Origin of the sequence: Streptomyces sp. NPDC058279, assembly GCF_042881255.1 — a bacterium.
Taxonomy (GTDB): domain Bacteria; phylum Actinomycetota; class Actinomycetes; order Streptomycetales; family Streptomycetaceae; genus Streptomyces.
In genome coordinates this window covers 1-20,744 of the sequence record NZ_JBHVYA010000011.1, presented here as the reverse complement: position 1 = coordinate 20,744, position 20,744 = coordinate 1, and the positions used below count along the sequence as shown (strand labels likewise).

The window sequence follows — 20,744 nt, the reverse complement described above, 5'->3', positions numbered from 1 at the left end:
AGCGCCCGGGTCTGACAGCGGGCGTCAGGGGAGGTCGGCGTTGCCGCCGAGGTTGGCGACCATGTGGCGCAGGGTGTCGATGGTGGTGGCGTAGGCGGGGTCGTCGATGCCTTGGCGGATGCGGGCGTGGACGGCGGCGTTGCGGTCGTGGGCGCGGAGGCGGCCGGCTTCGCCTTCGACGGTGAGGGCGAGGGTGTGGGTGTCGTGGGTGGTGGTGAGCCAGCCTCGGGTGGTGAGGTCGTCGTAGACGGCTTCGAAGTCGGTGTTCTGGTCGTCGAAGCGGGTGAGTTTCGCGGTGAGGGCGGTGCGGGTCCAGGCGCCGGGGGCGCCGGCTACGTGGTTGAGGATCCACCAGTGGGGTTGGGTGAGGTGTTCTTCGGCGAGGGCGGTGCGCAGGCCGGTGATGACGTGGTGGGCGGTTTCGCGGCTCCAGTAGCCGATGGCTTGGGCTGCGAGCTGTTCTTGGGGGTAGGGCTTGATGTCCATGCGGTGAAGGTAGGACCTCAGGTTTGGTTGAGGTCAAGTGTGGTGGCGATGTGGAGGAGTGCGCGTGTTGTTGCGGAACGTGGAGTTGGGGGATGTGGAGGCGTATGTGCGGATGCGGTGTGATCCGGTGATGATGGCGGATCTGGGGGGGCCGTTGCCGCGTGCGGGCATGGCGGAGAAGGTCGCGCGGGATGTGTTGGGGGCGGCGGCGGATGTCGATTGGATCAGGATGATCGTGCCTGATCCGGCGGTGCCGGAGGTGGTGGCGGGGTCGGTGACGCTGTGGTCTCACGATTCGGCGGAGGGGCCGGTGTCGGAGATCGGGTGGATGGTCCTGCCGGAGTTCCAGGGGCGGGGTCTGGGGAAGCGTGCCGTCCGTGCGTTGCTCGAAGAGGCGCGGGAGGACGGTCGTTGGGGGGTGGTGAACGCGTTTCCGGCGGTGGGCAATGGTGCTTCGAACGGGATCTGCCGGTCTCTTGGTTTTCGGTTCGTGGCCGCGCGGGAGGTGGAGTTCGCGGGGCGGGTTTTGGCGGCCAACCATTGGGCCGTTGATCCTCGGACCGATTTGGGGTGAGGGTCGCCCCGCCGGGGGTTTTCCCGGCGGGGTGTTCGCGGCCCCCGGGCCCGGTGGCTCGGTGGCACGGCGAGCCCCCGGGCCCGGGGGCCGGTGGGCTGTCGGCTCGGTCGGTCAGCTGACGGCGTCGCCGATGTGGTGCACGCGGACGAGGTTGGTGGAGCCGGTGACGCCGGGGGGTGAGCCGGCGGTGATGACGACGATGTCGCCGGGTACGCAGCGGCCGATCCGCAGGAGTTCTTCTTCGACTTGGTCGACCATGGCGTCGGTGGAGTCGACGTGGGGTCCGAGGAAGGTTTCGACGCCCCAGGTGAGGTTGAGCTGGGAGCGGGTGGCGGGGTCGGGGGTGAAGGCGAGGAGGGGGATGGGTGAGCGGTAGCGGGAGAGTCGGCGGACGGTGTCTCCGCTCTGGGTGAAGGCGACGAGGAACTTGGCGCCGAGGAAGTCGCCCATTTCGGCGGCTGCGCGGGCGACGGCGCCGCCTTGGGTGCGGGGTTTGCTGCGTTCGGTGAGGGGTGGCAGGCCTTTGGCGAGGATGTCTTCTTCGGCGGCTTCGACGATGCGGGCCATGGTGCGGACGGTTTCGACGGGGTATTTGCCGACGCTGGTTTCGCCGGAGAGCATCACGGCGTCGGTTCCGTCGATGATGGCGTTGGCGACGTCGGAGGCTTCGGCGCGGGTGGGTCGGGAGTTGTCGATCATCGAGTCGAGCATTTGGGTGGCGACGATGACGGGTTTGGCGTTGCGCTTGGCGAGTTTGACGGCGCGCTTTTGGACGATGGGGACTTGTTCGAGGGGCATTTCGACGCCGAGGTCGCCGCGGGCGACCATGATTCCGTCGAACGCGGCGACGATGTCGTCGATGTTGTCGACGGCCTGGGGTTTTTCGATCTTGGCGATGACGGGGAGGCGGCGGCCTTCTTCGTCCATGACGCGGTGGACGTCTTCGATGTCGCGGCCGCTGCGGACGAAGGAGAGGGCGATGATGTCGGCGCCCGCGCGCAGGGCCCAGCGGAGGTCGTCGATGTCTTTTTCGGAGAGGGCGGGGACGGAGACGGCGACGCCGGGGAGGTTGAGTCCCTTGTGGTCGGAGACCATGCCGCCTTCGATGACGAGGGTGTGGACGCGGGGGCCGTCGACGCCGGTGACCTGGAGGGTGACGCGGCCGTCGTCTACGAGGATGCGTTCGCCGGTGGTGACGTCGGCGGCGAGGCCCTTGTAGGTGGTGCCGCAGGTGTGGCGGTCGCCTTCGTGGTCTTCGACGGTGATGGTGAATTCGTCACCGCGTTCAAGGAGTACGGGTCCTTCGTGGAAGCGGCCGAGTCGGATCTTCGGGCCTTGAAGGTCGGCGAGGATGCCGACGCTGCGGCCGGTCTCGTCGGATGCCTTGCGTACGCGCTGGTAGCGCTCCTCGTGTTCGGCGTAGGTGCCGTGGCTGAGGTTGAAGCGGGCGATGTCCATTCCGGCTTCGACCAGGGCTTTGATCTGGTCGTACGAGTCGGTGGCGGGCCCCAGGGTGCAAACGATTTTCGCTCGGCGCATGGAGCGAGCGTATGCCCCTACCAGGGAGTAGGAAATTGGTTCCGGGTGACCGGGCAACAACCGTTGGGTAAAAGGTTGTTGACATTTGTTGAATGTGCGTGGGGGTGCTCCGATGAGCACCCCCGGGGGTGGCGTGGAGGGGGTTTTCCGGGGCGGTCAGAGCTGGGGAGGGGTCATGGTGAAGCGGGCGTTGACTTGGGCGTAGACGGTCTGGCGTTGGGGTTCCAGGTCGAGGGGGGGTGCGCCTGCGTCTTCGGCGGGGGCGCCGTAGGCCATGGTGCGCATGCCGGAGCCGGGGGCGGCGGGGAAGGGGGTGGCGTTCTCGGCGCCGAGGTCGGCGAGTTCGACGAGGGCGGCGAGTCGGGCGCCGAGGGCTTCGGCGTATTCGCGGGCGCGTTGGACGGCTTCGAGTACGGCTTGGCGGCGGGCTTGGCCGTGGGCGGGTGAGGTGGGTCGCAGGGCCCACCAGGGGCCGTCGACGCGGGTGAGTTCGAGGTCGGCGAGGCGGGTGGTGAGTTCGCCGAGGGTGGTGAAGTCGCTGAGTTCGGCGGTGATGTGGACGCGGCCGTGGTAGGCGCGGACGCGTTCGGCGCGGCCGTGGCGGGTGAGTTCGGGGGTGATGGAGAAGGCGCCGGTTTCGAGTTTTTCGACGGGTTCGCCGTAGCTCTTGACGAGGTCGAGTACGGCGTTGTTGCGGCGGGTGAGGTCTTCGAGGGCGGTGCGGCGGTCGGTGCCGCGGGCGTTGACGGTGATGCCGATGCGGGCGATCTCGGGGTCGACTTCGAGTCGGGCTTCGCCGCGGACGGCGACGCGGGGGACTTCGGGGGTTCCGTAGGGCTGGTGCGTGGGGTCCTGGGTCATGGCTTCACTCTCGCACTGCCGCCCGTACGGGTGTGGTCATCGGATCGAAACCTGGCGGGGGTGTTGTGCCTTGTTACCTGTCGGTCAGAATCTACGCGCGTTGTTCACGCCTCAAAAGGGGAGATGGCATGGCGTTCGACCGCAGGACATTTCTGGGTACTTCGGCCGCGACCGGTGCGGCCGTGGCATTGACGGGGGCCGCGGGCGCCCCGGCGGCGGCCGCGGGGGACGGGGTCGCGGCGGGCGGGTCGTCCGGGCAGCGGACGTACTCGTTCACGGTGATGGGGACGACCGACCTGCACGGGAACGTCTTCAACTGGGACTACTTCACCGACAAGGAGTTCGACGACAAGGCGCACAACGACGTCGGTCTGGCGAAGATCTCCACGCTGGTGGAGCAGGTGCGGGCGCACAAGGGGCGTGGCAACACGCTGTTGATCGACGCCGGCGACACGATCCAGGGCACGCAGTTGGCGTACTACTACGCGAAGGTGGATCCGATCACGGCGCGTCGGGGTCCGGTGCATCCGATGGCGCAGGCGATGAACGCGATCGGGTACGACGCGGCGGCGCTGGGCAATCACGAGTTCAACTACGGCATTCCGGTGTTGCGCAAGTTCCAGGAGCAGTGTCGTTTTCCGCTGCTGGGGGCGAACGCGTTGGACGCGAAGTCGTTGCGGCCGGCGTTCCCGCCGTACAGCGTGCACCGGTTGTGCACTCCGCACGGGCGGGACGTGAAGGTGGCGGTGTTGGGGTTGACGAACCCGGGGATCGCGATCTGGGACAAGGCGAACGTGGCGGGGAAGATGACGTTCCCGGGTCTGGAGGAGCAGGCGGCGAAGTACGTGCCGAGGCTGCGTTCGATGGGTGCGGACGTGGTGATCGTGGCGGCGCATTCGGGGTCGAGCGGTACGTCGAGCTACGGGGACCAGTTGCCGTACATCGAGAACGCGGCCGGGTTGGTGGCGGAGCAGGTGCCGGGGATCGACGCGATCCTGGTGGGTCACGCGCACACGGAGATCCCGGAGTACCGGGTGCGGAACAAGGCGACCGGTAAGGACGTGGTGCTGTCGGAGCCGTTGAAGTGGGGGCAGCGGCTGACGCTGTTCGACTTCGATCTGGTGTGGGAGCGGGGCCGGTGGTCGGTGGCGAAGGTCGCGGCGCGGGTGGTGGACTCGAACACGGCGGTGGAGGATCCGAAGATCACGCGGTTGTTGTCGGACGAGCACCGAAAGGTCGTGGCGTATGTGAACCAGGTGATCGGGACGTCGACGGGGGCGATGGATTCGTCGGAGGGTCCGGTGAAGGACGTTCCGATCATCGACCTGATCAATCATGTGCAGGTGGAGACGGTGAAGGCGGCTCTGGCGGGTACCCAGTGGGCTTCGCTGCCGGTGCTGTCGCAGGCTTCGTGCTTCTCACGGACGGCGTCGATCCCGGCCGGCCGGGTGACGATCAAGGACGCGGCGGGGCTGTACCCGTTCGAGAACACCCTTGAGGCGCGGGTGCTGACCGGCGCGCAGGTGAAGGACTACCTGGAGTTCTCGGCGCGGTACTACGTGCGTACCGCTCCGGGTGATGTGGTGGATCCGGCGAGGCTGACGAACTCCGAGGGCGTCCCGGACTACAACTACGACGCGGTGTACGGGTTGACGTACGACATCGACATCGCGCAGCCGGTGGGGTCGCGGATCACGGGGTTGTCGTTCGGGGGGAAGGCCCTGGATCCGGCGGCGCGGTTCGTGTTGGCGGTGAACAATTACCGGGCGTCGGGCGGGGGGAACTTCCCGCACGTCCCGCGGGCCGAGCAGGTGTGGTCGAACTCGGAGGAGATCCGCACGACGATCATCCAGTGGGTGAAGGCGAAGGGGACGATCGACCCGGCGGCCTTCGCGTCGGTGGACTGGCGGTTGACGCGGGCCGGGGTGCCGGTCTTCCCGTAGTCGTCGCTTGGCCCGGTTGCCGTCAGGGGTGTTCGACCAGCGGGAGCAGTTCGCTCGTGGGGTGGGGGCGGGCGTGTTCTCGCTGGTCGAGGCCGAAGGTGGTGAAGGCGGTGCGGGTGGGCTGGGGATAGGCGTCTTTGCCGGTGAGTGTGTTGAGGATGGCGGCGCTGCGCCAGGCGGCGAGTCCGAGGTCGGGGGCTCCGACGCCGTGGGTGTGGCGTTCGCCGTTTTGGACGTAGACGCTGCCGGTGATGCTGGGGTCGAGGATCATGCGGTAGCGGTCGTCGATGCGGGGGCGGCCGGCGGAGTCCTTGCGGAGGTAGGGGTCGAGGCCGGCGAGGAGGCTGGTGAGGGGGCGTTCGCGGTAGCCGGTGGCGAGGACGACGGCGTCGGTGGTGAGGCGGGAGCGGGTGCCTTGCTGGGTGTGTTCGAGGTGGAGTTCGACCTTGGTGGTGGCGACGCGGCCGGCGGTGCGGACGCTGACGCCGGGGGTGAGGACGGCGTCGGGCCAGCCGCCGTGGAGGGTGCGGCGGTAGAGCTCTTCGTGGATGGCGGCGACGGTGTCGGTGTCGATGCCCTTGTGGAGTTGCCACTGGGTGGGGACGAGTTGGTCGCGGACGGGTTCGGGCAGGGAGTGGAAGTAGCGGGTGTAGTCGGGGGTGAAGTGTTCCAGGCCGAGCTTGGAGTACTCCATGGGGGCGAAGGCGGGGGTGCGGGCGAGCCAGGTGAGGCGTTCGCGGCCGGCCGGGCGGGCGCGGAGCAGGTCGAGGAAGACTTCGGCTCCGGACTGGCCTGAGCCGATGACGGTGACGTGTTCGGCGCCGAGGATGCGTTCGCGGTGGTCGAGGTAGTCGCAGGAGTGGATGACGGGGACGGTGGGGGCTTCGGCGAGGGGGCGTAGGGGTTCGGGGACGTAGGGGGCGGTGCCGATGCCGAGGGCGAGGTTGCGGCTGTAGGTGCGGCCGAGGGCTTCGGCTTCTCCGTCGGCGTCGAGCTGGGTGAAGTCGACTTCGAAGAGGTCGCGTTCGGGGTTCCAGCGGACGGCGTCGACCTGGTGGCCGAAGTGGAGTCCGGGGAGGCGGTCGGCGACCCAGCGGCAGTAGGCGTCGTATTCGGTGCGCTGGATGTGGAACTGCTCGGCGAAGTAGAAGGGGAAGAGCCGTTCCTTGTGTCGGAGGTAGTTGAGGAAGGTCCAGGGGCTGGTGGGGTCGGCGAGGGTGACGAGGTCGGCGAGGAAGGGGACTTGGAGGGTGGCTCCGTCGATGAGGAGTCCGGGGTGCCAGCGGAAGTCGCGGCGTTGGTCGTAGAAGGCGGTGGCGAGTTCGCCGGCGCCTTGGCGGGGGAGGCCGTGGGCGAGGGCGGCGAGGGAGAGGTTGAAGGGGCCGATGCCGATTCCTACGAGGTCATGGGGTGCGTCGGGTTGCGCGGTCATCGGTGGGTGCTGCCTTCCGGGAGGGTGGCGGGGTCGGGGTGGCGGGTCATGGGGCCGGGGGCCGGTCAGGGGGGCGGGGGCCGGGTCAGGGCGGTGAGGGGGTCAGGAGGGTGATGAGGGCGTGCAGGTCCTGGGGGGTGGTGTGGGGGTTGAGCAGGGTGGCTTTGAGCCAGAGCTTGCCGTCGGCGGTGGCGCGGCCGAGTACGGCGGTGCCGTCGAGGAGGAGGGTGCGGCGCAGGGTCGCGAGCCGGTCGTCGTCCGTGGGGGTGGGGCGGAAGAGGACCGTGCTGATGGTGGGGGGTGCGTGGAGTTCGAAGCGGGGGTGCGCGTCGAGGAGTTCGGCGAGTCGGTGGGCCGCGGCGCAGGTGAGGTCGATGAGGTGGGCGAGGCCGTCGCGACCGAGTGAGCGCAGGGTGGTGGCGATCTTGAGGGCGTCGGGGCGGCGGGTGGTGCGCAGGGAGCGGCCGAGGAGGTCGGGGAGGCCGGCTTCGGTGTCGTCGGTGGCGTTGAGGTAGTCGGCCTGGTGGGCGAGGGGGGCCAGCAGGGCGGTGTCGGGGACGGCGAGGAGTCCGGCGGCTACGGGTTGCCAGCCGAGTTTGTGCAGGTCGAGGGTGAGGGAGTGGGCGCGGGAGACTCCGTCGAGCTTGGGGCGGTGGCGGGGGCTGAGGGCGAGGAGGCCGCCGTAGGCGGCGTCGATGTGGAGGTCGGCGCCGTGGTGGTGGCAGAGGTCGGCGAGGGGGCCGAGGGGGTCGATGAGGCCGGCGTCGGTGGTGCCCGCGGTGGCGGTGACGAGGACGGGGCCGGTGGTGCGGGTGAGGGCTTCGGCGAGGCGGTCGGGGTCGAGTGTTCCGGTGGGGGTGGGCAGGGCGCGGGTGGGGGGTAGTCCGAGGAGCCATGCGGAGCGGGGGATGGAGTGGTGGGCGTTGGCTCCGTGGAGGACGGTGAGGCGGGGTCCGTGGCGTTCGCGGGCCAGGAGGAGGGCGAGTTGGTTGGCTTCGGTGCCGCCGGTGGTGACGAGGGCGTCGGCGTGGGGGGTGTCGTAGAACTCGGCGGCGAGGGTGCGGGTGAGGAGCGCTTCGAGGGCGGAGGCGGCGGGGGCCTGGTCCCAGGAGTCGAGGGAGGGGTTGAGCGCGGAGGCGGCGAGGTCGGCGGCGGCGGCGACGGCCAGCGGCGGGCAGTGCAGGTGGGCCGCGCACAGGGGGTCGGCGGGGTCGGCGGCGCCGGCGGTGAGGGTGTGGACGAGGGTGCGCAGGGCTTCGTGGTCGCCGGTGCCGTGGGCGGGCAGTACGTCGCCCAGTGCGGCTCGGACGTGGGCGGTGACGGCTTCGGGTCCGCCGGCCGGGAGGGGTCCGTCGCGGGTTTCGGCTCCGGTGCGCAGGGCGTCGAGGACGGTGTCGAGCAGGGGCCGCAGGGCGTCGGCGCCGCCGGGGCCGCCGGCGAGCGGGGGCAGGGGCGGCGGGGTGCCGGGCGGGCTGGTCATCCGGGTGTCCTTACGCGGGGGCGGGGCGGGGACGGCCTGGTCCCCGCCCAGCACAACGATCAGACCCGAATGGGGTAACCGCCGGGGTTTGTCCGATCGCCCCGCACGGGTGGGGTGTACGGCCGGTGTTCGACCGGTGGTGGGCCCGGTCCGTGCGGGGTGGCGGTGTCGGGGTCAGTCGGCGGTGCGTACGCGCAGGGCGCGGGCGAGGTCGTCGAGTTCGTCGACGAGTTTGCGTCGCAGCAGCGGGATGAGTTCGGGGTCTTCGAGGCAGGCCCGCCCGGCCCGCAGGTTGTCGGCGTCGACGGCGTGGGCGGGGAACGCCCAGCGGCCGGCGGCGTCGCCGATGGCGGGTCCGCGGCGGGCGGCGACGGCGATGGCGGCGGGATAGTAGCGCGGGACGTAGTCCTGGAGGAGGTCGGCCTGTTCGGGCTGCCAGAAGCCTTGGGCGGTGGCTTTGAACAGGTAGTTGGACAGGGTGTCGTCGTGGAAGAGCCGGTTCCAGGCGGCTTCCTTGGCCTCGGCGGCGGGCAGTGCGGCGCGGCAGCGGGCAGCGCCTTCCGCTCCGGTGGCGGTGGGGTCGGCGGCGAGGGCGGCGGTGATCTCGGCGTCGCCGACGGCGCCGAGGACGCTGAGCCGGGCGAGGATGCGCCAGCGCAGTTCGGGGTCGAGTTCGGGGCCGCCGGGGACGGTGCCGTCGGCCAGCCAGCCGGCGAGGGTGTCGGGTTGGGTGGCGCTGTCGATGTGGGCGCGTACGGCGGCCAGGCGCAGGCCGGGGTCGGAGCCGTCCTCGGTGCGGCGCAGCAGGGCGCGGGCGGTGTCGGTGAGGGTGGCGAGGGCGGCGGTGCGGCGGTCGGGGGCGATGTAGCGGGCGGCGATGTGGGTCCGGGCGAAGGTGAGGACGCCTTGGACGACGGCCAGGTCCGGTTCGTCGGGCAGGTGTGCGCGGGCGGTCTCCAGGTACGCCTCGGGTTCGAGTTCGCCGTCGCGGACCATGTCGCGCAGCGCGTTCCAGACGACGGCGCGGGTGAGGGGGTCGGGGAGGGAGGACAGGGCGCGCAGGGCGGTTTCGAGGGAGTCGGCGTCGAGGCGGATCTTGGCGTAGCCGAGGTCGCCGTCGTTGAGGAGGATGAGGGCGGGGCGGGGGCCGCTGACGGAGAGGACCTCGTCGGTGGGGACGTCGAGGTCGAGGCGTTCGCGCGGTTGGAGGTCGCGGCGGCCGGGGACGCGGTCGTAGAGGCCGACGCCGATGTGGTGGGGGCGGCTGCCGTGGTGGTCGACGGTGAGGGTCCAGCCGGCGGGTCCCTGGTCGGTGTCGGGGTCCTCGACGCGGGGGGTGAGGGTGTCGACGCCGGTGGTGCGCAGCCAGACGTCGGCCCAGGCGTGGACGTCGCGTTCGGTGTGGGCGGCGAGGGAGTCGACGAAGTCGGCGAGTGAGGCGTTGGCGAACTTGTGGCGGGTGAAGTGGGTGTTGATGCCGGCGAGGAAGTCCTTCTCGCCGAGCCAGGCGACGAGTTGGCGTAGTGCGGAGGCGCCCTTGGCGTAGGAGATGCCGTCGAAGTTGAGGAGGGCGGAGGCGGTGTCGGGGACGGCGTCGGGGGCGACGGGGTGGGTGGAGGGCCGCTGGTCGGCGTCGTAGCCCCAGGGTTTGCGTTCCATGGCGAACTCGGTCCACGTGCCGGTGAAGCGGGTGGCTTCGACGAGGGTCTGGTAGCCCATGTACTCGGCGAAGGACTCGTTCAGCCAGATGTCGTCCCACCAGCGCAGGGTGACGAGGTCGCCGAACCACATGTGGGCCATTTCGTGGGCGATGACCATGGCGCGGCGTTGGCGTTCGGTGTCGGTGACGGCGGAGCGGAAGACGAATTCGTCGCGGAAGGTGACGAGGCCGGGGTTCTCCATGGCGCCCGCGTTGAATTCGGGGACGAATGCCTGGTCGTAGGAGTCGAAGGGGTAGGGCTCGGCGAACTTCTCGTGGTAGCGGTCGAAGCAGTCCTTGGTGACGGAGAGGATCTCCTCGGCGTCGGCGTCGAGGTAGCGGGCCAGGGAGCGGCGGCAGTGGAGGGCGAAGGGCAGTCCGGCGTGGTCGGTGCGGACGCTGTGCCAGGGGCCGGCGGCGACGGCGGCGAGGTAGGTGGAGATGACGGGGGTGGGGGCGGAGGTCCAGATCCCGGCGTCGTCTGTGTCGCGGTCGCCGGTGCGGGTGGTGATGCCGTTGGCGAGGACGTACCAGTGGGAGGGGGCGGTGACGGTGAACTCGAAGACGGCTTTGAGGTCGGGCTGGTCGAAGGCGGGGAAGACGCGTTGGACGTCGTCCATGAACATCTGGGTGTAGACGTACGTCTCCCCGTCCTCGGGGTCGGTGAAGCGGTGCAGGCCCTCGCCGGTGCGGGAGTAGCGCATGCGGGTGTCGACGCGGAGTTCGTGGGGGCCTTCGGCGAGGCCGGTGAGGGGGAGGCGGTTGCCGTCGAGGTCGGCGGGGTCGAGGGGCCGGCCGTCGAGTTCGACGGAGCGCAGTTCGTCGGGTTTCAGTTCCAGGAACGTGTCGCCGGCGGTGCGGGCGCTGAACCGGATGACGGCCGCGGAGTCGAAGGTCTCGTCGCCGGTGGTGAGGTCGAGGGTGACCGCGTAGTGGTGGACGTCGAGGAGCTGGGCTCGGAGCTGCGCTTCGTCGCGCGTGAGGGCGGAGGACATGGGGCCCATGCTGCCGGATACGGCGGCCGGGCCCCAGGGGTCTACTCTTCGCCCGCGGCGATCGTCTCGTGGTGGCGGATGACCTCGGCGATGATGAAGTTGAGGAGTTTCTCCGCGAAGGCCGGGTCGAGTTTGGCGTTCTCGGCGAGCTGGCGCAGGCGGGCGATCTGGCTGGCCTCGCGGCCCGGGTCCGCGGGGGGCAGCTGGTGGCGGGCCTTGAGGTGGCCGACCTGCTGGGTGCACTTGAAGCGCTCGGCGAGCATGTGGACCACGGCCGCGTCGATGTTGTCGATGCTGTCCCTGAGGCGGGCCAGTTCGGCGGTGACGTCCTCGCCGGTCGTCTTGCCGGTCTCGTCGGTGTCGCTGGTGTTCATGGTTCCCGAGAATACGTGGCGCGGGCGGCTTCTCCGCTGGTCGGCCGGACAGTGAGACGGGCGGACGGTGAGACGGGCGGGCGCAGTGTGGCGGGCGCGGGTGGGCCGGGCGCCGGGGCGGCAGGCGCGGGTGGGCCGGGCGGTGACGGCGGGGATGCGGGCGGTGACGGCGGGCCGTGCGCCGGGCGGTGACCCGGGGGTGCCTCGGCCTTCCGGTTCGCGCGCCGGAAGGCCGAGGTGGGCGTCACAGGCCCGCGGCCGCGGCCCTGATGTCGGCGGCGAAGGTGGAGACCTCCGTGTAGACGCCGGGGTAGCCGGGCCGGGCGCAGCCCTCGCCCCAGCTGACTATGCCGACCTGGATCCAGGCGTTGGTGTTGTCGCGGCGGAACATCGGGCCGCCGGAGTCGCCCTGGCAGGTGTCGACCCCGCCCTGGTCGTAGCCGGCGCATATCTCGTCGGTGGGGACGAGGTCGTTGCCGTACGCGCTCTGGCAGGCGGCGTCGGAGACGAAGGGGACGGTGGCCTTGAGGAGGTAGCGCTGCTGGCCGCCGCCTTCGCGGGCGGCGCCCCAGCCGGCGATGGTGAAGGTGCCGTTGTCGTAGGTCTTGGTGTCGGCGATCTTGAGGGTGGGCAGGTTGATCGGCTTGGCGAGCTTGATGAGCGCCCAGTCCTTGCCGGCGCCGGTGTAGCCGGGGGCTTGGAGCACCTTGGTGGACTTGACCTTGGTGGCGCCGGTGCTGTTGAGGTCGACGACGCCGGCGGTGGCGGTGATGGAGGTGTTGGCACCGGAGCCGTCCACGCAGTGGGCGGCGGTGAGGACGATCTGCTGGGTGTAGAGGGCGCCGCCGCAGCCCATGGAGAGGCGGACCATGAACGGGAACTCGCCTTGTGCGGCCCTCGTTCCACCGACGACGGGGGTCGGTGAGGCGGTGGCGGAGCCCGGCTGGAGGCTGATGGCCGCGAGGGCGACCGCGCCGACGGCCAGGGTGCGCTTCAGGAGGGTGGCAAGGGTGGACACAGTCGACACACTGCCTTTCGTGGGGGGTTGGGCCGTGCGCGTCATGGGTGGTGACGCGTCCATGACACGTCGCGTCCATGACACAACTGCGGCCCCGGGTCGACAAGAACGCGTTTTCGGACACCTCGCACGGCGGGCCACCGTGATCGCGGCGGCCGGGCCGTCATGACGCCGGACGGCGGGCGGGGCGGCCCGATCGTCCACGGCTTCCCGCATCTGGACACCGTGCGCAAGGCGATCACCGCGCTGTTCCGGCGGCTCTCCTACGAGGGCGTCCTGACCTACGCGGCGAGCCTGGCCCCCGCCGACGCCGCCTTCGGCCCCGACGACGACCTGTACCTCGGCGCACACCGCGTGGCCTCCGCCGTGGTGCGCGCGCTACGGCTGCCCGAGGCCCGGATGGTGGTCGCCTTCCGGACGATGCGCGAGGCGGCCGCCGTGGAGCTGACGGCCGGACCCGAGTACTTCGTCGAGGTCAACGACCGCTTCCGCACCCACCGCCGCGACCTGGCGGCCGCCTTGGCCCACGAGGCGGCCCACGTCCTGCTGCACCGCCTGGACCTGCGCTTCCCCACCACCGCCGAGAACGAGATCCTCACCGACACCACGGCCGCCTACCTCGGGGTGGGATGGCTGCTGCTCGACGCCTACCGCGAGGACGCCCTCACCCACCAGAAGCTCGGCTACCTCACCCCCGAGGAGTTCGGCTACGTCCTCGCCAAGCGGGGCCGGCTGCTCGGCGAGGACCCGTCCACCTGGTTCACCGGCCCCCACGCCTACGACGCCTACGTGCGCGGCCGCGCCCTCGCCGACCGGGACCACCGCCGGCCCCCGCTGGCGGCCGCGCCCTGGTCCGAACGCCGCCGCTATGCCCGCGACCGCCGGGCGGGTACGGCCGCGCCGCAGGCCCCGTACCGCTTCGAGGACCCGGGCGCGGGGCGGCGGGTGAGCTTCGCCTGCCCGGTCTGCGCCCAGTGGCTGCGGCTCCCGGCCGGCCGCGGCTCCTTCACCGCTCGGTGCGGCCTGTGCCGTACCGAGCTCGACGTGGACACCTGAGCGGCGGGCCGCGGCCGGCCGGGAGTCGCGGGGCGTCAGTGCCGGAAGAAGGCGGTGGCGAGACGCTGGAAGTCCTCGGCGGCCTCGCTGTGGACCAGGTGACCGCAGCGGGGGAAGACGTGGAGCCGGGCGTCGGGGATGGCCCCGAGCGCGACGAACGCCCCGTCGAGGGGGGCGACGCGGTCCTCGCGGCCCCAGGTCAGCAGCACCGGGCAGCTGATGCGGTGGGCCTCGCGCCACAGCTGCGCGCCCTCGGGCCACTTGGCGAACGAGGCGGCCATCCGGGCGCTGCCGAGCCTGGCGCGCTCCTCGGTGGCCTCGGCGAAGCGCTCCTCGACGAGTGCCTCGGTGACGCGCGAGGGGTCGTGCACGAGGGTGGTGAGGAGGGTCCGCAGCTGCTCGCGGGTCGGTTCCGGCGTCCGGCCGAACTCGATGAGCCTCCGCAGGCCCTCGCTGGGCGTCGGGGAGAAGAGGCTGAGGGAGATCCCCGCGGGGGCGCTGAGCAGCAGTGTGGCCGCGCGTTCGGGGTGGTCGACGGCGATCCGGGCGGCGGCACCGCCACCGAGCGAGGTGCCGAGGAAGTGCGCCCGGGGTATGGCCAGTTCGTCCATGAGGGCGATGACGGCGCGGGCGCTGTAGGAGAAGTAGTCGCGGTCGGGTTCGGGCAGGTCGGAGCGGCCGTAGCCGGGCTGGTCGATGGCCAGGGTGCGGAAGTGCTCCGCGAAGTGGGGCAGGTTGGCGGCGAAGCTGCCCCAGCCGGAGGCGCCCGGGCCGCCGCCGTGCAGCAGGACGAGCGCCGGGCCGTCGGCGGGGCCGGCCTCGTGGTAGTGGAGGGTGAGCGGACCGGCCTTGGCGGTGCGGGAGGTGTTCTCGTACGAGTGAATCGGCATGACGACAGCATCGCCGATGGGATGTCGGGCCCAAGATGGTTCAGCGGGGATGCGTAGCGGGTAGTCATATCCCAACGCACGCAGGAAACTTCCGGACCCGACCCCTCGCCAGGGGGCCGGGCCCGGGGTGTGTTCGGGCCGCTCCCGCTGCCCGGATACCCCGCCCGCCGCGCCCTACTCCCCCGCGCCGTACACCGCTCCCGGCGCCTGCGACCGGGCCAACAGCTTCGCCGCCGCCTCGCCCGCCTCCGCCGGACTCCAGCGCCCCGCGCGCTCGACCGTCGGACCGGGCCGCCAGCCCTCCATCACCGTGATCCGGCCCCCCTCCGCCTCGAAGACCCGCCCCGTCACCCCGGCCGAGGCGTCCGAGCCCAGCCACACCACCAGCGGCGACACGTTCTCCGGGGCCATCGCGTCGAAGCCGCCCGCCGCCGGCGCCGCCATCGCCTGCGCGAAGGTCCGCTCCGTCATCCGGGTCCGCGCGGCCGGCGCGATGGCGTTGACCTGGACGCCGTACCGGCCCGTCTCCGCCGCCGCGACCAGGGTCAGCGCCAGCACGCCCGCCTTCGCGGCGCTGTAGTTCCCCTGCCCGACGGAGCCCAACAGCCCGGCGCCGGACGAGGTGTTGACCACCCGCGCCGCGACCGGCCGCCCCGCCTTGGCCTCGGCCCGCCAGTAGGCCGCCGCGTGCTTGAGCGGCAGGAAGTGCCCCTTGAGGTGGACGCGGACCACCGCGTCCCAGTCGTCCTCGTCCAGGTTCACCAGCATCCGGTCCCGGAGGAACCCGGCGTTGTTGACCAGTGTGTCGAGGCGCCCGAACGCCGCGAGGGCGCACTCCACCAGGGAGGCGGCGCCCTCACCCGTGGCGATGTCCCCGCCGTGCGCGACGGCCTGCCCTCCCCCTGCCTCGATCTCCGCCACGACGCGGGCGGCCGGGCCGTCCGGGCCGGGCAGCCCGTCCGGTCCCACGCCGAGGTCGTTGACCACGACCCGCGCCCCCTGCTCCGCGAAGGCCAGCGCGTGGGCCCGGCCCAGTCCCCGCCCGGCGCCCGTCACGATGACCACGCGTCCCTCGGCAAGTCCCATGTCAGCTCTCCTTGTTGGTGGTTGCCGCGGCCAGAAAGGCGGGCCGCTCCCCGCCGCCGTGCACGAGCAGGCTCGCCCCGCTCACGTACGCCGCCCGGTCGGAGGCCAGGAACACCGCCGCCGCGCCGATGTCGGAGGGCTCCGCGAGCCGCCCCAGCGGGACGGTCGCGGCGACCGCCTCGACGCCCGCCGCGTCCCCGTAGTGCAGGTGCGCGAGTTCGGTCCGCACCATGCCCGGGACCAGCGTGTTCACCCGTACCTCGGGCGCCCATTCGACGGCCATGGAGCGGGCCAGGTGCTCCAGTCCCGCCTTCGCGGCGCCGTAGGCGGCCGTGCCCGGCGAGGGCCGGGTGCCGCTCACGCTGCCGATCATCACGACCGAGCCGCGGGAGGCCCGCAGCCACGGGTAGGCGGCCAGCGAGGCCGCCATCGGCGCGAGGAGGTTCAGCTCGACGACGCGGACGTGCCGCGCCGCCTCCGCCTCCCGCTCCCCCTCCTCCTCCGCCGCCCCCAGCCGCCGGTACGGGGTGCCGCCCGCGTTGTTGACCAGGCAGTCCAGCCGCCCGTACCGCTGCGCGACCTCCTCGAAGACCCCGTGCACGGCGCCCGTCTCGCGCAGGTCCAGCGGGATGAAGGAGGCCCGGCGGCCGTCCTCCTCGACCGGTCGGTCCGGTGGCCGGCGCGCGCAGACGACGACCCGGGCGCCCGCCGCGAGGAACGCACGCGCGATGCCCGCGCCGACGCCCCGGGTTCCGCCGGTGACGACGACCACCCTCCCCTTGAGCTCCATCGGCTGCTACCTTCCTCACCTAACAAATGTTTGGTGGAAAGGTAGCTGATCCGCCCATGGGTGTCTCCACCGCCGTCCCGGACCGGGGCATCGCCCTGGTCACCGTCGACTTCCCGCCCGTCAACGCGCTCCCGGTGAGCGGCTGGTACGCCCTCGCCGACGCCCTGCGCGCCACGGGCCGCGACCCCGCCGTGCGCTGCGTCGTCCTCGCCGCCGAGGGCCGGGGCTTCAACGCCGGCGTCGACATCAAGGAGCTGCAGCGCGACAGCGGTCACGGCGCCCTGCTGGGTGCCAACCGCGGCTGCTACGAGGCGTTCGCCGCCGTGTACGAGTGCGAGGTGCCGGTGGTGGCCGCCGTCCACGGCTTCTGCCTCGGCGGCGGGATCGGTCTGGCGGGGAACGCCGATGCGATCGTGGCCTCCGACGACGCCGCCTTCGGTCTTCCCGAGCTGGACCGGGGCGCGCTCGGCGCCGCCACGCACCTGGCCCGGCTGGTTCCCCAGCACCTGATGCGGGCCCTGTACTACACCTCCCGTACGGCGACGGCGGCCGAGCTGCACGCGCACGGCTCGGTGTGGAGGGTGGTCCCGCGCGCGGAGGTCCGCGGCGCCGCCCTGGAGCTGGCGGCGGAGATCGCGCGCAAGGACGGTTCGCTGATCCGGTTGGCGAAGGCGGCCATCAACGGCATCGATCCCGTCGACGTGCGGCGCAGCTACCGCTTCGAGCAGGGGTTCACCTTCGAGGCAAATCTCAGCGGGGTCGCCGACCGGGTCCGCGACTCCTTCGGGAAGGAGCCAGGCGCATGACCGACAAGTCGATGACCGCCGAGGAGGTGGTGGGGCGGCTGCGCAGCGGGATGACGCTCGGCATCGGCGGCTGGGGATCGCGGCGCAAGCCCATGGCGCTGGTGCGGGCGCTGCTCCGCTCCGAGATCACCGATCTCACCGTCGTCTCGTACGGCGGCCCGGACGTCGGGCTGCTGGCGGCCGCCGGGCGGATCCGCCGGCTCGTCGCGCCGTTCGCCACCCTCGACTCGATCCCGCTGGAGCCGCATTTCCGGGCCGCCCGGGAGCGGGGCGCGTTCGCCCTGACCGAGCTGGACGAGGCCATGTTCATGTGGGGTCTGCACGCCGCCGCGAACCGGCTGCCGTTCCTGCCCGTCCGCGCCGGCCTCGGCTCCGACGTGATGCGCGTCAACCCCGAGCTGCGGACCGTCACCTCCCCCTACGCCGACGGCGAGGAGTTCGTCGCCGTCCCCGCCCTGCGCATGGACGCGGCCCTGGTCCACCTGAACCGCGCCGACCGCCTCGGCAACGCGCGGTACCTGGGGCCCGACCCGTACTTCGACGACCTGTTCTGCGAGGCCGCCGACGCCGCCTACGTCTCCTGCGAGCAGCTCGTGGAAAGCGCCGACCTCGCCAAGGCCGGCCCCCCGCAGTCCCTGCTCGTCAGCCGCCACAGCGTCACCGGCGTCGTGGAGACCCCCCACGGGGCGCACTTCACGTCCTGTGTCCCCGACTACGGGCGCGACGAGCCGTTCCAGAAGCTGTACGCGGCCACCCCGTGGCCCGAGTTCGCCGCCCGCTTCCTGTCCGGGCGGGACGAGCACGCCTACCAGTCGGCCGTCGCGGCCTGGCACGAGGAGCAGCAGCGGTGACCAGTGAGCCGACCCGCGCCGAATACTGTGTGATCGCCTGCGCCGAGGCCTGGCGCGGCGACGGCGAGGTCCTGGCCAGCCCCATGGGGCTGGTGCCGTCCGTCGGCGCGCGGCTCGCGAAGCGGACCTTCAGCCCGGACCTGCTCCTGACCGACGGCGAGGCGATGCTCGTCGGGCTCGACGGCACGGTGGAGGGCTGGCTCCCGTACCGCCGTCACCTCGCCATGGTCACCGGCGGCCGGCGGCACGTGATGATGGGTGCGAGCCAGATCGACCGGTACGGCAACCAGAACATCTCCTGTGTCGGGAACTGGGAGCGGCCCACCCGTCAGCTCCTGGGGGTGCGTGGCGCTCCGGTCAACACCCTCAACAATCCGGTGAGTTACTGGATCCCCCGGCATTCGCCGCGGGTCTTCGTGGAGCGCGTCGACATGGTCAGCGGCGTGGGGCACGACCGGGCGCGGGCCGCCGGGGTGACCCGCTTCCACCGGCTGCCGCGGGTGGTCAGCGATCTCGGCGTCTTCGACTTCGAGACGCCCGACCGCTCGATGCGCCTGGCCTCCCTGCACCCGGGGGTCACCGTCGAACAGGTGCGGGCCGCCACCGGTTTCGCTCTCGTGGTGACCGAGGACGTCCCGTACACGCGGGAGCCGAGCGCCGAGGAGCTGCGCCTGATCCGCGAGGTGATCGACCCCGAGGGGTCGCGCGAGCGGGAAGTGCGGGTCTGACGCGATGGAGACGGCATTGACCAGGCTGGTCGGGGTCCGGTACCCGATCGTGCAGACGGGCATGGGCTGGGTGGCCGGTCCGCGGCTGGTGTCGGCGGCGGCGAACGCGGGCGCCCTGGGCATCCTGGCGTCGGCGACGATGACGGTGGACCAGCTGCGGGCGGCGGTGCACGAGGTGAAGTCCCGTACGGAGGCGCCGTTCGGGGTGAATCTGCGCGGCGACGCGGGTGACGCCGCCGAGCGGGCCCGGCTGATCATCGACGAGGGGGTGCGGGTCGCGTCGTTCGCGCTCGCGCCGTCCCGGGAGCTGATCGCGCGGCTCAAGGACGCGGGGGTGGTGGTCGTCCCGTCGGTCGGGGCCCGCCGGCACGCGGAGAAGGTCGCGGCGTGGGGCGCGGACGCGGTGATCGTGCAGGGTGGTGAGGGCGGCGGGCACACGGGCGAGGTGGCCACGAGCGTCCTGCTGCCGCAGGTGGTCGACGCCGTGGACATCCCGGTGGTCGCGGCGGGCGGTTTCCACGACGGGCGGGGGTTGGTGGCGGCGCTCGCGTACGGGGCGGCGGGCATCGCGATGGGCACCCGCTTCCTGTTGACCTCCGATTCGACCGTCCCGGACGCGGTCAAGGCCGAGTACCTCAAGGCGGGCGTCAGGGACGTCACCGTCACGACGGCCGTGGACGGGCTGCCGCACCGGATGCTGCGCAGTGAGCTGGTCGCCTCGCTGGAGCGGGCGGGCCGCGCGCGGGCGTTGGTCCGGGCGGTGCGGCACGCGGCCGGTTTCCGGAAGCTGTCGGGTCTGTCCTGGTCGCGGATGGTCCGGGACGGGCTGGCGATGAAACACGGCAAGGACCTGTCCTGGAGCCAGGTCCTGCTCGCCGCGAACACCCCGATGCTCCTCAAGGCGTCCATGGTCGAGGGCCGTACGGACCTCGGCGTCATGGCATCCGGGCAGGTCGCGGGGGTGATCGAGGACCTCCCGTCCTGTGCGGAGCTCGTCGGCCGGGTCATGGCCGAGGCGCAGAGCGCACTCGTACGACTGCACGCGTCCGACGCCCCGCCCGCACCGGGGTGACCCCCTTCCCCTCCTCCCAGGAGCCGCCCTGATGAGCCGTGCCCGTATCCGCCTGGCGACGGTGGTCCTCGCTTCCGCCCTCGCCGTCACCACCGTGTCCGCCACCGCCACCGCGACCGCGACCGCCTCCGCGGCGCCGGCGCCCGTCCGTCCCGCGCACCGGCAGACCTCCGCCGGCGCGGCGGAGACGATCCGTCGGATTCCCCTCCAGGGCGCGGTCAACTTCCGCGACCTGGGCGGCTACCGCACCTACTCCGGCGGGCAGGTCCGCCAGGGGCTGGTCTACCGTTCCGACGCGCTGAGCAAGCTGACCGCCGCCGACGTCACCACCGTCGCCGGTCTGGGCCTCACGAAGGCCGTCGACTTCCGCATCCCGACGGAGGTCCAGTACGACGGCGCCGACCGGCTGCCCGCGGGGCTCACTCCCACCTCGCGCCCGGTCAGCGATCTCGGTCTCTACGCGACCCTGCTCACCGCCATCTCCAGCGGCGACCCCGCCAAGCAGGAGCAGATGCTCGGCGGCGGTCGCGCCGAGGCGTACATGCGCGACATCTACCGCACCTTCGTGACCAGCCCCGAGAACCGGGCGCAGTTCGCGGCGACACTGCGGGAGATCGCGGACGGCCAGGGCCCGTTGCTCTACCACTGCACATCGGGCAAGGACCGGACGGGCTGGACGAGTTACGTCCTGCTGCGCGCGCTGGGCGTCCCCGAGACCACCGCCGGACAGGACCACCTGGCCTCGAACACCTACCGCGCGGCCTACGACGCGCAACTGCGGGCGGCGCTCAAGCAGTCGGGCCGGATGCAGAACCCGGACCTGCTGATCCCGCTCCAGGAGGTCCGCCAGGACTACCTGGACGCCGCGACCGCCCGGATGGCGGCGGACTACGGCGGCTTCTACGGCTACCTGACGGACGGCCTCGGCCTGGATCTGCGAACCCTGGCGAAGCTGCGGGCCAGGCTGGTCAGGTCGTAGACCCTGTCGGAACGGCGGTGAAAAACGCCGGTTGCGGAAACGGCCGAGCGGCGGCGGGCCTGGCCCGGTCCGCCGACGCGGC

Annotated in this window: 19 protein-coding genes; 8 read left to right on the top strand and 11 right to left on the bottom strand. The window is 71.9% G+C overall.

Annotated features, from left to right (window positions below; all coding sequences use genetic code 11):
* Positions 1–24: 24 nt before the first annotated feature.
* On the bottom strand, positions 25–486 hold the full coding sequence (locus ACFVXJ_RS21105; protein ID WP_389663660.1) for a MarR family transcriptional regulator: 462 nt from the start codon (positions 484–486) through the stop codon (positions 25–27).
* Positions 487–550: 64 nt separating this feature from the next.
* Here ACFVXJ_RS21105 and ACFVXJ_RS21100 point away from each other — a divergent pair, with 64 nt between their 5' ends.
* A complete protein-coding gene (locus ACFVXJ_RS21100) occupies positions 551–1,060 on the top strand; it encodes a GNAT family N-acetyltransferase (protein ID WP_389663658.1) in 510 nt (169 codons plus the stop codon).
* A gap of 114 nt (positions 1,061–1,174) precedes the next feature.
* On the opposite strand, the gene pyk is transcribed toward ACFVXJ_RS21100, so the two are convergent.
* Both pyk and ACFVXJ_RS21090 read right to left on the bottom strand, forming a co-directional pair.
* Positions 1,175–2,602 carry a pyruvate kinase gene (gene pyk / locus ACFVXJ_RS21095; RefSeq protein ID WP_389663656.1) on the bottom strand — a complete coding sequence of 476 codons (1,428 nt, stop codon included), beginning with the start codon at positions 2,600–2,602 and terminating at the stop codon, positions 1,175–1,177.
* A gap of 156 nt (positions 2,603–2,758) precedes the next feature.
* Entirely contained in the window at positions 2,759–3,463 is a 705-nt protein-coding gene (locus tag ACFVXJ_RS21090; RefSeq protein WP_389663654.1) for an SIMPL domain-containing protein, read from the bottom strand.
* A 128-nt stretch (positions 3,464–3,591) separates the two neighbouring features.
* Here ACFVXJ_RS21090 and ACFVXJ_RS21085 point away from each other — a divergent pair, with 128 nt between their 5' ends.
* On the top strand, positions 3,592–5,406 hold the full coding sequence (locus ACFVXJ_RS21085) for a bifunctional metallophosphatase/5'-nucleotidase (RefSeq protein WP_389663652.1): 1,815 nt from the start codon (positions 3,592–3,594) through the stop codon (positions 5,404–5,406).
* 22 nt (positions 5,407–5,428) lie between these two features.
* Here the strand turns inward: ACFVXJ_RS21085 and ACFVXJ_RS21080 are convergent, their stop codons facing one another.
* From ACFVXJ_RS21080 to ACFVXJ_RS21060, 5 genes are all read right to left on the bottom strand, one after another.
* On the bottom strand, positions 5,429–6,838 hold the full coding sequence (locus tag ACFVXJ_RS21080) for a lysine N(6)-hydroxylase/L-ornithine N(5)-oxygenase family protein (RefSeq protein ID WP_389663650.1): 1,410 nt from the start codon (positions 6,836–6,838) through the stop codon (positions 5,429–5,431).
* A gap of 85 nt (positions 6,839–6,923) precedes the next feature.
* Complete coding sequence (locus ACFVXJ_RS21075) at positions 6,924–8,318, bottom strand: pyridoxal phosphate-dependent decarboxylase family protein (protein WP_389663649.1); 1,395 nt, start codon at positions 8,316–8,318, stop codon at positions 6,924–6,926.
* Positions 8,319–8,492: 174 nt separating this feature from the next.
* Positions 8,493–11,021 carry an aminopeptidase N gene (gene pepN / locus ACFVXJ_RS21070; protein ID WP_389663647.1) on the bottom strand — a complete coding sequence of 843 codons (2,529 nt, stop codon included), beginning with the start codon at positions 11,019–11,021 and terminating at the stop codon, positions 8,493–8,495.
* Positions 11,022–11,053: 32 nt separating this feature from the next.
* Entirely contained in the window at positions 11,054–11,386 is a 333-nt protein-coding gene (locus ACFVXJ_RS21065; RefSeq protein ID WP_389663646.1) for a chorismate mutase, read from the bottom strand.
* Positions 11,387–11,630: 244 nt separating this feature from the next.
* Positions 11,631–12,449 (bottom strand): serine protease, encoded by an 819-nt coding sequence (locus ACFVXJ_RS21060; protein WP_389663644.1) that lies wholly within the window; start codon positions 12,447–12,449, stop codon positions 11,631–11,633.
* A 120-nt stretch (positions 12,450–12,569) separates the two neighbouring features.
* Between ACFVXJ_RS21060 and ACFVXJ_RS21055 the strand changes: the two genes are divergently transcribed.
* Complete coding sequence (locus tag ACFVXJ_RS21055) at positions 12,570–13,460, top strand: hypothetical protein (RefSeq protein WP_389663642.1); 891 nt, start codon at positions 12,570–12,572, stop codon at positions 13,458–13,460.
* Positions 13,461–13,495: 35 nt separating this feature from the next.
* On the opposite strand, the gene ACFVXJ_RS21050 is transcribed toward ACFVXJ_RS21055, so the two are convergent.
* The 3 genes from ACFVXJ_RS21050 to ACFVXJ_RS21040 all read right to left on the bottom strand — a co-directional run bounded on the left by ACFVXJ_RS21050 (position 13,496) and on the right by ACFVXJ_RS21040 (position 16,226).
* Entirely contained in the window at positions 13,496–14,350 is an 855-nt protein-coding gene (locus ACFVXJ_RS21050; RefSeq protein ID WP_389663640.1) for an alpha/beta fold hydrolase, read from the bottom strand.
* 174 nt (positions 14,351–14,524) lie between these two features.
* Complete coding sequence (locus ACFVXJ_RS21045) at positions 14,525–15,436, bottom strand: SDR family oxidoreductase (protein ID WP_389663638.1); 912 nt, start codon at positions 15,434–15,436, stop codon at positions 14,525–14,527.
* A gap of 1 nt (position 15,437) precedes the next feature.
* A complete protein-coding gene (locus tag ACFVXJ_RS21040; protein WP_389663636.1) occupies positions 15,438–16,226 on the bottom strand; it encodes an SDR family oxidoreductase in 789 nt (262 codons plus the stop codon).
* Positions 16,227–16,282: 56 nt separating this feature from the next.
* Between ACFVXJ_RS21040 and ACFVXJ_RS21035 the strand changes: the two genes are divergently transcribed.
* Genes ACFVXJ_RS21035 through ACFVXJ_RS21015 form a run of 5 tightly spaced genes read left to right on the top strand, consistent with a single transcriptional unit; the run spans position 16,283 to position 20,662 of the window.
* Positions 16,283–17,032, top strand: coding sequence for an enoyl-CoA hydratase family protein (locus ACFVXJ_RS21035; protein WP_389663634.1), 750 nt, complete (start codon positions 16,283–16,285; stop codon positions 17,030–17,032).
* A complete protein-coding gene (locus tag ACFVXJ_RS21030; RefSeq protein ID WP_389663632.1) occupies positions 17,029–17,883 on the top strand; it encodes a CoA transferase subunit A in 855 nt (284 codons plus the stop codon). The genes ACFVXJ_RS21035 and ACFVXJ_RS21030 overlap by 4 nt, the downstream gene beginning before the upstream one ends.
* Positions 17,880–18,611 (top strand): CoA-transferase subunit beta, encoded by a 732-nt coding sequence (locus tag ACFVXJ_RS21025; protein WP_389663630.1) that lies wholly within the window; start codon positions 17,880–17,882, stop codon positions 18,609–18,611. The genes ACFVXJ_RS21030 and ACFVXJ_RS21025 overlap by 4 nt, the downstream gene beginning before the upstream one ends.
* 4 nt (positions 18,612–18,615) lie before the next feature.
* The gene (locus ACFVXJ_RS21020) at positions 18,616–19,683 is read left to right on the top strand and encodes an NAD(P)H-dependent flavin oxidoreductase (RefSeq protein WP_389663628.1); all 1,068 of its coding nucleotides are present in this window, start codon (positions 18,616–18,618) and stop codon (positions 19,681–19,683) included.
* Between the two features lie 31 nt (positions 19,684–19,714).
* A complete protein-coding gene (locus ACFVXJ_RS21015) occupies positions 19,715–20,662 on the top strand; it encodes a tyrosine-protein phosphatase (protein WP_389663626.1) in 948 nt (315 codons plus the stop codon).
* The last annotated feature ends 82 nt before the right edge of the window (positions 20,663–20,744 follow it).